This is a genomic window from Micromonospora sp. URMC 106 (assembly GCF_051386395.1).
GTDB lineage: Bacteria > Actinomycetota > Actinomycetes > Mycobacteriales > Micromonosporaceae > Micromonospora.
The window spans coordinates 1-12,298 of record NZ_JBPQTP010000155.1 but is presented as its reverse complement, the minus strand read 5'-3'; the positions used below and the strand labels follow the sequence as shown (position 1 = coordinate 12,298).

Annotated in this window: 9 protein-coding genes and 1 pseudogene; 4 read left to right on the top strand and 6 right to left on the bottom strand. The window is 72.7% G+C overall.

Features of this window, described 5'->3' with window-relative positions:
- A pseudogene (locus ACSNOB_RS29785) lies at positions 1–69 on the bottom strand (1-acyl-sn-glycerol-3-phosphate acyltransferase); the annotation flags it as partial.
- 11 nt (positions 70–80) lie between these two features.
- Positions 81–3,224, bottom strand: coding sequence for an isoleucine--tRNA ligase (gene ileS, locus ACSNOB_RS29780; RefSeq protein WP_436690517.1), 3,144 nt, complete (start codon positions 3,222–3,224; stop codon positions 81–83).
- A 399-nt stretch (positions 3,225–3,623) separates the two neighbouring features.
- Between ileS and ACSNOB_RS29775 the strand changes: the two genes are divergently transcribed.
- Together ACSNOB_RS29775 and sigJ are read left to right on the top strand one after the other, a co-directional pair.
- Positions 3,624–4,064 (top strand): carboxymuconolactone decarboxylase family protein, encoded by a 441-nt coding sequence (locus ACSNOB_RS29775; protein ID WP_436690515.1) that lies wholly within the window; start codon positions 3,624–3,626, stop codon positions 4,062–4,064.
- Entirely contained in the window at positions 4,061–4,939 is an 879-nt protein-coding gene (gene sigJ, locus ACSNOB_RS29770; RefSeq protein WP_436690513.1) for an RNA polymerase sigma factor SigJ, read from the top strand. The genes ACSNOB_RS29775 and sigJ overlap by 4 nt, the downstream gene beginning before the upstream one ends.
- A 94-nt stretch (positions 4,940–5,033) precedes the next feature.
- Here the strand turns inward: sigJ and ndk are convergent, their stop codons facing one another.
- Positions 5,034–5,459, bottom strand: coding sequence for a nucleoside-diphosphate kinase (gene ndk, locus ACSNOB_RS29765; RefSeq protein ID WP_393113049.1), 426 nt, complete (start codon positions 5,457–5,459; stop codon positions 5,034–5,036).
- 143 nt (positions 5,460–5,602) lie between these two features.
- Here ndk and ACSNOB_RS29760 point away from each other — a divergent pair, with 143 nt between their 5' ends.
- A complete protein-coding gene (locus ACSNOB_RS29760) occupies positions 5,603–6,943 on the top strand; it encodes a VOC family protein (protein ID WP_436690511.1) in 1,341 nt (446 codons plus the stop codon).
- 85 nt (positions 6,944–7,028) lie between these two features.
- Here ACSNOB_RS29760 and ACSNOB_RS29755 read toward each other — a convergent pair whose 3' ends face one another.
- From ACSNOB_RS29755 to ACSNOB_RS29745, 3 genes are read right to left on the bottom strand one after another with little or no spacing between them, the layout of a single operon-like run.
- The gene (locus ACSNOB_RS29755) at positions 7,029–7,460 is read right to left on the bottom strand and encodes a DUF4233 domain-containing protein (RefSeq protein ID WP_436690509.1); all 432 of its coding nucleotides are present in this window, start codon (positions 7,458–7,460) and stop codon (positions 7,029–7,031) included.
- The gene (locus ACSNOB_RS29750; protein WP_436690507.1) at positions 7,457–8,791 is read right to left on the bottom strand and encodes a bifunctional folylpolyglutamate synthase/dihydrofolate synthase; all 1,335 of its coding nucleotides are present in this window, start codon (positions 8,789–8,791) and stop codon (positions 7,457–7,459) included. Before ACSNOB_RS29750 ends, ACSNOB_RS29755 begins: the two co-directional genes overlap by 4 nt.
- Positions 8,788–11,406, bottom strand: a complete 2,619-nt coding sequence (locus tag ACSNOB_RS29745) for a valine--tRNA ligase (RefSeq protein WP_436690505.1) — start codon at positions 11,404–11,406, stop codon at positions 8,788–8,790. The genes ACSNOB_RS29750 and ACSNOB_RS29745 overlap by 4 nt, the downstream gene beginning before the upstream one ends.
- A 69-nt stretch (positions 11,407–11,475) precedes the next feature.
- Between ACSNOB_RS29745 and ACSNOB_RS29740 the strand changes: the two genes are divergently transcribed.
- Positions 11,476–12,159, top strand: a complete 684-nt coding sequence (locus tag ACSNOB_RS29740; protein WP_436690503.1) for a hypothetical protein — start codon at positions 11,476–11,478, stop codon at positions 12,157–12,159.
- Positions 12,160–12,298: the final 139 nt, after the last annotated feature.

Here is a 12,298-nt window from a genome sequence, read left to right as displayed (position 1 = left end):
GGGCACGACGGTGCCGAGGAACAGCTCGTCGGCGACGGAGAGGTGATTGCCCGCGAAGATCGCGCCACCGGCTCAGTCCCTCATACCCTGCGGACGGCGACCGTCACCCGGTCGCCCTCACCGACCTCCCCGGTGAAGCCCTCCACCCCGTCGGCGAAGTCGACGGTGTCGGCGAGCACCTCCCGGGCGACGAAGTCGGCGAACCCGGCCACCGCCGCGCGCACCTCCTCGGAGGCCGACAGCGCCACCACGATCCGGTCCGACACGTCCAGGTCGGCGTCCCGGCGGGCCTGCTGCACCACCCGGACGACGTCCCGGGCCAGCCCCTCGGCGGCCAGTTCCGGGGTGACCTCGGTGTCCAGCACGGCCACGCCCTCGCCGCCGGGCAGCGGCACGGAGTGCTCGGCGTCGGCGGCGACCAGGCGCAGCTCGTACTCGCCCTCGGCGAGGGTGACGCCGGCGGCGACCGGGGCGCCGTCGACCAGCTCCCACTCGCCCGCCTTGACCGCCTTGATCACCTGCTGGACCGCCTTGCCGACCCGGGGGCCGAGCGCCCGGGGCACCACGGTCAGCACCTGCTGGCAGTAGTTCCCCACCTCGTCGGTGAACACGACCTGCTTCACGTTGACCTCGTCGGCGACCAGGTCGGCGAAGGGACGCAGCGCGTCGGCGGCCGGCGAGGCGACGGTCAGGGTCGACAGCGGCAGCCGTACCCGCAGGCCCTTGGCCTTGCGCAGCGACAGCGCCGCCGAGGCGACCGCCCGCACGTTGTCCATCGCGGACACCAGCTCGTGGTCGGCCGGGAACTCGTCCGCCGACGGCCAGTCGGTCAGGTGCACCGAGCGCTCGCCGGTCAGGCCACGCCAGATCTCCTCCGCCGTCAGCGGCGCCAGCGGTGCGACCACCCGGCAGAGCGTCTCCAGCACCGTCCACAGCGTGTCGAAGGCGTCGGCGTCGCCGGACCAGAACCGGTCCCGCGAGCGGCGCACGTACCAGTTGGTCAGCGCGTCCAGGTAGGACCGCACGGTGGCGCAGGCGCCGGAGATGTCGTACGCGTCCATCTGCGCCTGGACCGTCGACACCAGCTCGTTCGTCTTCGCCAGCACGTACCGGTCGAGCAGGTGCGCCGAGTCGGTGCGACGGCGGGCGGTGTACCCGTCGGCGTTGGCGTAGAGCGAGAAGAAGTACCAGACGTTCCACAGCGGCAGCAGCACCTGCCGGACGGCGTCCCGGATCCCCGACTCGGTCACCGCCATGTCACCGCCGCGCAGCACCGGCGACGACATCAGCATCCAGCGCATCGCGTCCGACCCGTACGAGTCGAACACGTGGTAGACGTCCGGGTAGTTGCGCAGGCTCTTGGACATCTTGCGCCCGTCGGAGCCGAGCAGGATGCCGTGGCTGAGGCAGTTGCGGAACGCCGGCCGGTCGAACAGCGCGGTGGCCAACACGTGCATGGTGTAGAACCAGCCGCGGGTCTGCGCGATGTACTCGACGATGAAGTCGCCCGGGTAGTGGTGCTCGAACCAGTCGCGGTTCTCGAACGGGTAGTGCACCTGGGCGAACGGCATCGAGCCGGACTCGAACCAGCAGTCCAGCACCTCCGGCACCCGGCGCATCATCGACTTGCCGGTCGGGTCGTCCGGGTTGGGGCGGACCAGTTCGTCCACCGCCGGCCGGTGCAGGTCGGTCAGGCGTACGCCGAAGTCCCGCTCGATGTCGGCCAGCGAGCCGTACACGTCGATCCGCGGGTAGTTCGGGTCGTCGGACTTCCACACCGGGATCGGCGAGCCCCAGAACCGGTTGCGGCTGATCGACCAGTCGCGGGCGTTGGCCAGCCACTTGCCGAACGAGCCGTCCTTGATGTGCCCCGGCGTCCAGTTGATCTGCTGGTTCAGCTCGACCATCCGGTCCTTGAACCGCGTCACCGCGACGAACCACGACGACACCGCCTTGTAGACCAGCGGGGTGTCGCAGCGCCAGCAGTGCGGGTAGGAGTGGGTGTAGGTGTCCTGCTTGAGCACCACCCCCCGCTCCTTCAGCTCCCGGATCACCGGCTTGTTGACGTCGAAGACCTGCTCGCCCTGATACGGCGGGACGAGCGCGGTGAACCGGGTGTGGTCGTCCACCGTGACGATGGTCGGGATCCCGGCCGCGTTGCAGACGTTCTGGTCGTCCTCGCCGAAGGCCGGGGCCAGGTGCACGATCCCGGTGCCGTCCTCGGTGGTGACGAACTCCGCGCCGAGCACCTGGTAGGCGTTCTCCCCCGCCTGCTCGACGAGGAAGTCGAACAGCGGGGTGTAGCGGCGCCCGACCAGGTCACGGCCGTACACCGTGCCGACCTGCTCGAACCCGTCCAACTCCTTGGCGTACGCCGCGAGCCGGGCCGCCCCGACGACGTACCGCGCGCCGTCGCGCTCCAGCACCGCGTACTCGATGTCGGGGCCGACGGCGAGCGCGAGGTTGGACGGCAGGGTCCACGGCGTGGTGGTCCAGACGCCCAGCCGCACCGGCCCGCGCACCAGCTCCGGCGCGCTCTCGTCGGGGGTCAGCTCGAACCACACCGACAGCGTCGGGTCGTGCCGGTCCCGGTAGACGTCGTCCATCCGGGTCTCGGTGTTCGACAGCGGCGTCTCGCAGCGCCAGCAGTACGCCAGCACCCGGAAGCCCTCGTAGACCAGACCCTTGTCGTGCAGGGTCTTGAAGGCCCACATGACGCTTTCCATGTAGTCCAGGTCGAGGGTCTTGTAGTCGTTGGCGAAGTCGACCCAGCGGGCCTGCCGGGTGACGTACCGCTCCCAGTCCTGGGTGAACTCCAGCACCGAGCTGCGGCACGCCTCGTTGAACTGGGCCACGCCGAGGTCGAGGATCTCCGCCTTGCTGGTGATGCCGAGCTGCTTCTCGGCCACCACCTCGGCGGGCAGGCCGTGGCAGTCCCAGCCGAAGCGCCGCTCGACGTGCTTGCCGCGCATGGTCTGGTAGCGCGGCACCACGTCCTTGACGTAGCCGGTGAAGAGGTGGCCGTAGTGGGGCAGGCCGTTGGCGAACGGCGGGCCGTCGTAGAAGACGTACTCGTTCTTCCCGTCGGTCCCGGTCGGCCGGGCTTCCACGGACGCCTCGAAGGTCTTGTCGGCCGTCCAGTGCTCCAGCACCCGGCGTTCGACCGCGGGCAGGTCCGGGCTCGCCGGGACGCCGGCGGTCGGGTCGTGCAACGGATAGGCCATCGGGGGTCGCTCTCCTCGCGCAGCTCACTCGTCGTGTGGGTCTGCGAGGACGAGCCTCTCGGGTACGCCTCGACGGCGCCCCCGGGCAGGCCCGCGGTACCACCCCGCTTGGCGGTCAGGATCGACCGCCCGCTCGTTGGCCGGCTGTGACGGGCCGGACCCGTCCGGTTCTACTGGGCCGGTCACCCGGCTGTTCTTCCGGAGGCTCACCGGTGATGGCCGGGTCATCGCCTTACGACCGTCAAGGTTACCCGACCTCCGGCGGAGATCGCCGCCGAGTAACGGGGTGCGGTGGCGGGCCGGCGGGCATGACCGGCGTCACAGCCCCCGACTGTCACGCCGACGCCGCCCCGGTCCGTCGTGTCGGTGTCGTCCACACACCGACCAGGGAGGTCGCTCATGCAGCGGATGAACATCGCCAAGGTGGCACCGGAGGGGTACCAGGCGGTGCTGGGACTCGAGAAGTACATCCACGCGAACGTCGACGGACGCGTGCTGGCGCTGGTGAAGCTGCGCGCGTCGATCATGAACGGTTGCGCGTTCTGCGTGGACATGCACACGCGGGACGCGCTCGCGGCGGGCGAGTCGAGCCGGCGGCTCTTCGCGGTCGCCGCGTGGCGGGAGGCGCCCTTCTTCGACGAGCGGGAGCGGACCGCGCTGGAGCTCACCGAAGCGGTCACCCGGCTGGGCGAGCACGGCGTGCCCGACGAGGTGTGGGACGCGGCGGCGAAGGTGTGGTCGGAGAAGGAACTCGCCGACCTGCTGGTCGCGATCGCCACAATCAACGTGTGGAACCGGATCGCCGTGACCAGCCGGACCCAGCCGCCGCTGGACGTGTGACCACGGTCGGAGCGGCACAGGCGGCCGGTGCGCTCGACGCGCACCGGCCGATGCTGCTCGGCCTGGCGTACCGCCTGCTCGGCAGCCGGCACGACGCGGAGGACGTGCTCCAGGAGGCGTACCTGCGCTGGCTGGGGGCCGACCGGGCGGCGGTCGCGGAGCCGCGCCGCTACCTGTCCCGGGTGGTCACCCGGCTGGCGCTGGACCGGCTACGCGCCCGGCGGGCCGCCCGGGAGACGTACGTCGGGCCGTGGCTGCCCGAGCCGGTGCCGACCGCGCCGTCACCGTTCGGGCCGCTGGACTCCGTCGAACTGCGCGACTCCCTCGCCATCGCCCTGCTGCACCTGCTGGAACGGCTCACCCCGCCCGAGCGCGCGGTCTACGTGCTGCACACCGCCTTCGACCTGCCGTACGCCGAGATCGCCGAGATCCTGGACCGGTCGGTGGCGGACTGCCGGCAGCTGCACCACCGGGCGGCGGCCCGGATCGGGCAGGACCGGCGCCGGTTCACCGCCGACCGGGCCGAGCAGGAGCGACTGCTGGAGGCGTTCCTCGCCGCCGCCCGCGACGGCGACCTGGCCGCGCTGACCGGGTTGGTGGCGGCCGACGCCACCGCCTGGACCGACGGCGGCGGCCGGGTGAAGGCGGCACGCAAGCCGGTCACCGGCGCGCAGCGGGTGGCCCGCTTCTTCGCGGGCCTGTACGGCCCGGGCCGGCGCTACGCGGTGCGCCGGCTGGATCTCAACGGCCAACCGGCCGCCCTGATGGTCCGCCCCGACGGCGGCACGTACGCGCTGACGGTGGGCGCGGCCGGCGGCCGGATCACCGGGTTCTACCTGGTCGGCAACCCGGACAAGCTGCGGTGGACGGCCTGACCGGGCGGTCGCGCCGGGTCCGGCGCGGCCGACGCTCGCGGCGCGGGCCGGCCGACGCTCGCGGCGCGGGCCGCCCGGACGGCGGCGGGGTGACTCAGCCCAGCTCGGGGAACCAGAGCGCGATCTCGCGCTTCGCGCTGTCCGGCGAGTCGGAGGCGTGCACCAGGTTCTCGCGGTTGGACAGCGAGAAGTCGCCGCGGATGGTGCCGGCCGCGGCCTTGCGCCCGTCGGTCGACCCGACCAGCCCGCGCACCACGTCGATGACCTGGTCGCCGGAGAGCACCAGCGCGACCAGCGGGCCCCCGGTCATGAAGTCCTTGAGCGGCGGGTAGAACGGCTTGTCCACGTGCTCGGCGTAGTGCTCGTCGGCCAGCGCGGCGTCCATCGTCCGGGACACCATCGCCTCGATCCGCAGCCCCTTGCGCTCGAAGCGGGAGATCACCTCGCCGACCAGCCCGCGGCGGACCGCGTCGGGCTTGATCAGTACGAGGGTGCGCTCATCGGGGCTGCTGCTGGACACGCTGGGTTCCTCCTGTGCGCGGAAGGCGGTCGGGCTGGGTACGGTCAGCCTAGCGACCCGGTCCCGGCGCCGGCGCGGCGGCCGGTCTTTCCCCCGGTGGCCGATCCGGCCTAGCCTGGCCCTTGACCCCCGGGAGGTCCACAGTGGCGAATGGCGGGAACCGGCCCATCGCGCCGGTACGCAAGCTGATCGCCGCGGTGCTCGGCACCGTGGCCACCTTCGTGATCCTCTTCGGGCTCGGCATGACCAGCTGGGCGATCGTGGCGCTCGGGGTCGCCCTGCTGGTGCTGGCCATCGCGCTGGCCACCGTGCGCGGCGGCGGGCGCACCTGGGTGGTCGGCGTGGGCCACGTGCACAGCGCCTCCGAGCCGCCCACCCAGTACGCCTTCGGCCGCTGCGAGTTGCAGCTGGTGATCGACGCGCCGGGGCTGCCGCCCCGGTCCAAGAAGATCATCGAGCCGCGGGTGCCGGTGGCGAAGTGGCCGTCGCTGGGGCAGACGCTGCCGATCCGGGTGGCCCTGGACGACCAGCGACACGTCCGGGTGCTCTGGGACGAGGTGCCCACCCACGCCGAGACCGCCGCCACCGTCGCCGCCGACCTCCCGCCCGAGTACGCGGGCCCCGATCCGCTCGACGACGTGCTGATCCAGCAGGAGGCGCCGCCGTGGGCGGAGCGCGCGCCGGACGACGACTTCCGCGACGACTTCCGTGAGCCGCTCGTCGACCCGCTGGGCGATCCGCTCGGCGGGGAGCCCGCCGGCCGCCCCGAGGAGCGCGAGCCCGTCGTGGTGCACCAGCGCCCCGGCGGGCCGGTCGTGCTGGAGGGCACGCTCGTCGAGCAGCCCACGACCGGCACCCTGCCGCGCCGGGCCACCCCGACGCCCCGACCGCCGGCGGAGGAACGGTTCGACCCGCCCGCCCCCGCCGACGCGCCCGCGCCGACGGATCCGCTCGACCCGATCGACCTGCCCCTGGACGATCCGATCCCGGGCCGCGACCGGGCGCGCGAGGAGCGGATCAGCCCGGAGGAACTGGACGAGGCGATCTTCGGTCCGGCGAGGGCCGACGGAGCGGCCGGCGAGGCCGCGGCGGACGGCGACGACCTCGGTGCGCCGATCGCCGGGGTGGGGCTGACACTGCTGGTCACCGACCTGCCCCGCTCGCTGGCGTTCTACCGGGACCTGGGTTTCAGCGAGGTCGACCGGGGCTCCGGCAACGCGGTACTCGCCTCCGGGCACACCCGGCTGGTGCTGCGGGAGGTGACCGAGGCGGCGCCGATCAGCCGCCGGCTCGTGCACGTCAACCTCGAGGTGGACGACATCGACTCCGCGTACGAGCGGCTGCGCGGGACCGGCGTCCGCTTCACGTACGCCCCTCGGGTGGTCAACCGGGGCACGAAGCTGGAGGTGTGGGCCGCCGCGTTCCGCGACCCGGACGGCCACGGCATCGCCCTCACCCAGTGGCGCGAACGCGCCGACGCCTGAGCCCGTCGACCCGTCAGCCGGCCCGCCCCTGCGCCGGGCCGGCGCTCTGCCCGCCCTTTCGCCGGGCCGGCGCTCTGCCGGCTCGTCAGCCCAGGATGACCCGGCGGACGTGCAGGGCGTAGCCCCAGACCAGGGCGAAGACGACGCCCAGCGCGAGCAGGGACCAGTGCAGCAGGCCGGCCAGCATCAGCACTCCCTGCAGGACGGTGCCGGCGTGCCAGGCCCACGGCCGGCGCATCATGCCGGCCAGCAGCACCGCCGCCGCGGCCAGCGCCACGACCGTCCCGATGGCCGCCCCGCCCAGATCGCCCCCGACGACCCGGATCGGCTGGATGGCCAGCACCAGCACCAGCGCCTCCAGGACCAGCGTGCCGGCCCCGAGCCCGCGGACCGCCCGGTCCGGGTTGCGCAGCCCGGACCGTCGCGGCCCACCCGCCGGCTGCCCGCCGGGGTCTCCCCCGGCGGCCGTGCCGTCCGGACGGCCGTCGCCCACGGCGCCCCGCTCCGGGCCGGTCATCGCTTCAGCAGCCGGCGGGCGTCGGCCACGGTCACCACCGACCCGGTGATCAGCACCCCGACCCCGCTCAGCTCTCCCGGTACGTCCTCCTCGGCCATCGCCACCGCCGTCTCGATCGCGTCCGGCATCTCCTCGGCGACCTCGACCCGGTCGAGGCCGAAGACCTCGGCGGCCAGCGCGGCCAACTCCCGGGCCGGCATCGCCCGGGGCGAGCTGTTCCGGGTCACCACGACCTGGTCGACCACCGGCTCCAACAGTTCCAGCAGGCTGGCCGCGTCCTTGTCGCCGAGGACGCCGACCACCGCCACCAACTTGCTGAACGCGAACTCCTCCTGGAGCGCGGTGACCGTGGCGGCCATGCCGTGGGGGTTGTGCGCGCCGTCGAGCAGGATGGTCGGCGCACTGCGGACCCGCTCCAGCCGGCCCGGCGAGGAGGCCGTCGCGAACCCCTCCCGGACGGCCTCGACGTCGAGCTGCCGCTTCGTGCCGGCGCCGAGGAACGCCTCCACCGCCGCCAACGCCACCGCCGCGTTCTGCGCCTGGTGGGCGCCGTGCAACGGGAGGAAGATCTCCTCGTAGACGCCGCCCAGCCCCTGCAGGGTGAGCACCTGCCCGCCGACGGCGACCGCTTTGCGCAGGACGCCGAACTCCGAGCCCTCCCGGGCGACGGTCGCACCCACCTCGGCGCAACGCTCCAGGATCGGGCGGGCCGCCTCCTCCTCCTGCGCCGCCGAGATGACCGTCGCGCCGGCGTGGATGATGCCCGCCTTGTGCAGCGCGATGTCCTGGATGGTGTCGCCGAGCCACTCGGTGTGGTCCAGCCCGATCGGGGTGATCACCGCGACGCCGGCCTGGAGCACGTTGGTCGAGTCCTCGGCACCGCCGAGGCCCACCTCGACCACCGCCACGTCCACCGGCGCGTCGGCGAAGGTCGCGAACGCGAGCGCGGTGGTCATGTCGAAGTACGTCAGCGGCTCCGCCGAGCGCTCGTCGACCAGCCGGGCCAGCGGCTCGACCTCCCGGTACGTGGCGGTGAACCGCTCCTCGCCCACCGGCTCGCCGTCCAGGCTGATCCGCTCCCGGACGGTCTCCAGGTGCGGGCTGGTGTAGCGGCCGGTGTGCAGCCCGAACGCCCGCAACAGCGAGTCGATCATCCGGGCCGTCGAGGTCTTGCCGTTGGTGCCGGTCAGGTGGATCGACGGGTACGCCCGCTGCGGGCTGCCGAGCAGGTCCAGCAGCGACTCGATCTTGTCCAGCTCGAAGGCCATGCGGGTGAACCCGCGGCCCGCCAGCTCGGCCTCGACGGCGGCGAAATCAGTGCGGTCGGTCACGAGGGCAGCGCCTCCAGAGCGGCGTCGATGCGGACCAGGTCGGCCTCGGCCACGGCGAGTCGGTCACGGATCTTGGCGACCACCGGCTCCGGCGCCTTGCCGACGAAGGCGGGGTTGTCGAGCTTCGCCCGGGCCTGCGCGACCTCCTTCTCGGCGGCCGCCCGGTCCTTGGTCAGCCGGGCCCGCTCGGCCGCCACGTCGATCGACCCGCGGGTGTCCAGGGCCACGCTCACCTCGCCGGGCATGGCGAGCGTCGCGCTGGCCTGGAACGCGTCGCCGGCCGGGTCCAGCCGGACCAGCGACCGGATGAGCGGCTCGTGCGCGGCGATGCCGGCGGCGGCCAGGCCGTCGAGCCGGGCGGCGACCCGCTGCGTCGGGCGCAGCCCCTGATCGGAGCGGAACCGCCTGATCTCGGTCACCACCCGCTGGACGGTGCCGACCTCGGCCTCCGCGGCGTCGTCGACTCCGGTACGGTCGGCGGCCGGCCAGGCGGCGGTCATCACCGTCTCGCCCCCGGTGAGCGCGGTCCACAGCTCCTCGGTGACGAACGGGATGATCGGGTGCAGCAGCCGCAGCAGCTGGTCGAGCACGTGTCCGAGCACCCGCCGGGTGGCCTCGGCGGCCGGGCCGCCCTCGGCGAGCACCGGCTTGGTCAGCTCCACGTACCAGTCGCAGACGTCGTCCCAGGCGAAGTGGTACAGCAGGTCGCAGACCTTCGCGAACTCGTACGCCTCGAACTGCTCGTCCACCTCGGCGGTGACGTGCGCCAGCCGGGACAGGATCCACCGGTCGACGGTCGAGAGCTGCGCGGCCGCCGGCAGCGGGCCGTCGGTGTGCGCGCCGTTGATCAGCGCGAACCGGGTGGCGTTCCAGAGCTTGTTGCAGAAGTTGCGGGAGCCCTGGCACCAGTCCTCGCTGACCGGGACGTCCTGACCGGGGTTGGCGCCCCGGGCGAGGGTGAACCGGGTGGCGTCGGCGCCGAAGCGGTCGATCCAGTCCAGCGGGTCGACCACGTTCCCGAAGGACTTGGACATCTTCTTGCCGTGCTCGTCCCGGACCATGCCGTGCAGCGCGACGACGTCGAACGGCTGTCGGCCGTCCATCGCGTACAGGCCGAACATCATCATCCGGGCGACCCAGAAGAAGAGGATGTCGTACCCGGTGACCAGGACGCTGGTCGGGTAGAACTTCGCCAGGTCGGGGGTCTGCTCCGGCCAGCCGAGCGTGGAGAACGGCCACAGTCCGCTGGAGAACCAGGTGTCCAGCACGTCCTCGTCCTGGTGCCAGCCCTCGCCCGTCGGCGGCTGCTCGTCGGGGCCGACGCAGACGATCTCGCCCTCCGGGCCGTACCAGACGGGGATGCGGTGACCCCACCACAGCTGCCGGGAGATGCACCAGTCGTGCATGTTGTCGACCCAGGCGAAGTACCGCTTGGCCAGCTCCGCCGGCTCGATCTTCACCCGGCCGTCGCGCACCGCGTCACCGGCCGCCTTGGCCAGCGGGGCGGTGTTCACGAACCACTGGAGCGACAGGCGCGGCTCGACGGTCGTCTTGCAGCGGGAGCAGTGCCCCACCGCGTGCACGTACGGCCGCTTCTCGGCCACGATGAGACCCTGCTCGCGCAGCGCCGCGACGATCGCCGGCCGGGCCTCGTACCGGTCCAGGCCCTCGAACGGGCCGGGGGCGGTGATGATGCCCCGCTCGTCCATGATCGTCAGGGACGGCAGGTCGTGCCGCTGACCGATCTCGAAGTCGTTCGGGTCGTGCGCCGGCGTCACCTTGACCATGCCGGTGCCGAAGCTGGGGTCGACGTGCTCGTCGGCGACGATCGGGATGCGCCGGTCGGTGAGCGGCACGGCGACCTCGGTGCCGATCAGGTGCCGGTAGCGCTCGTCGTCCGGATGCACCGCCACGGCGGTGTCGCCGAGCATCGTCTCGGCCCGGGTGGTGGCCACCACCACCTCGTCGCTGTACCGGATCGAGATCAGCTCACCGTCGTCGTCGGTGTGCTCCACCTCGATGTCCGACAGCGCGGTCAGGCAGCGCGGGCACCAGTTGATGATGCGGTTGGCCCGGTAGATCAGGCCGTCGTCGAAGAGCTTCTTGAACATCGTCTGCACGGCCCGGGACAGGCCCGCGTCCATGGTGAAGCGCTCGCGGTCCCAGTCGACGGCGTCGCCGAGACGCCGCATCTGGCCCAGGATCGCGCCGCCGGACTCGGCCTTCCACTGCCACACCCGCTCGACGAACTTCTCCCGGCCGAGATCGTGGCGGGACAGGCCCTCCGTGGCGAGCTGGCGCTCGACCAGGTTCTGGGTGGCGATGCCGGCGTGGTCCATGCCCGGCAGCCAGAGCGCCTCGTAGCCCTGCATCCGCTTGCGGCGGTTCAGCGCGTCCATCAGGGTGTGCTCGAACGCGTGGCCCATGTGCAGGGAGCCGGTGACGTTCGGCGGCGGGATGACGATGGTGAAGGGGGGCTTGTCGCTGTCCGCCGACGCCCGGAAGTGGCCGGCAGCCACCCACTGCTCGTACCGTCGCTGCTCTACCTCACCCGGTTGGTACTGGCCGGGCAGGGTCGGGGCTTCGGGGCGTCGGGCATCCGGTCTCTCGGTCACCCTGAAAGTCTACGGAGGGCTTCTCCGGACCCGACGTGCGCCACCTGCCGTTCGCGTACGGTGTCGGCTATGTCCGACGCACATCTCACCGAGCGGGCGGTCACCGACGGCTCCGAGCCGATCGACCTGACCGACGAGCCCATCCAGCTCAGCAACCGGGACCCGGAGCACGCCCCCGAGCGGCGGGCGGCACGGTCGCGGCGTCGGCGGATCGCCTGGGCCGCGGCGGCGCTGGTCGGGCTTGCGGGAGCCGCCACGATCGGCACGGTGGGCTGGCGGGTGGCCCAGCAGAAGGACGCGGACCTGGCCACCCCGGACCGGGTCGCGGGCCTGGTCCGGGACGACAGCGAACGGGCCCGCAGCACGTCCGACTACCTGCGCAGTGGGTTCGCCGCCGACATCGACCTGGACAGCAGCTTCGGCACGGTCTACCGGGACCCGTCCGACGACAAGCGTTCGGTGCTCGTCTTCGGCGGCACGACCCTGCTCTGGCAGCCGGAGCGGGACCTGGACAGCCTCTTCGGCCTGCTGACCGACGAGACCGGCAAGGTGACGGGGCTGCGCGAGGTGGCCGCAGGCCGCCTTGGTGGCGTGATGAAGTGCGGCACCACCAGCGGCGACGGCGGCGACTTCGCCGTCTGCGGGTGGGCCGACCACGGCAGCGTTGTGATGGCCATGTTCCCCGGCCGCTCCGTCGACGACGCCGGCGGGCTGTTCCGCTCGATGCGCGAGGAGATGCAGACCCGCAAGTGACGGGGCTGCTCGGTGGTGGCCTCGTCTGCTCGTTCCCGGGCGGGGTGCGGGCCGGCCGTGCCGGCTGTTGGATCCTGGGTGGGTCGGGGCGGGCGGTGGCGGTTGTTGCGGTTCGTGTTGCGGTGGGGTTTGGGGGCCC

What these genes read in the sequence shown, in the direction of transcription:
- ACSNOB_RS29740 (WP_436690503.1), top strand. Translation starts at nt 11,476, where the DNA reads ATGTCCGACGCACATCTCACCGAGCGGGCGGTCACCGACGGCTCCGAG.
- ACSNOB_RS29775 (WP_436690515.1), top strand. Translation starts at nt 3,624, where the DNA reads ATGCAGCGGATGAACATCGCCAAGGTGGCACCGGAGGGGTACCAGGCG.
- ileS (WP_436690517.1), bottom strand. Translation starts at nt 3,224, where the DNA reads ATGGCCTATCCGTTGCACGACCCGACCGCCGGCGTCCCGGCGAGCCCG.
- ACSNOB_RS29755 (WP_436690509.1), bottom strand. Translation starts at nt 7,460, where the DNA reads ATGACCGGCCCGGAGCGGGGCGCCGTGGGCGACGGCCGTCCGGACGGC.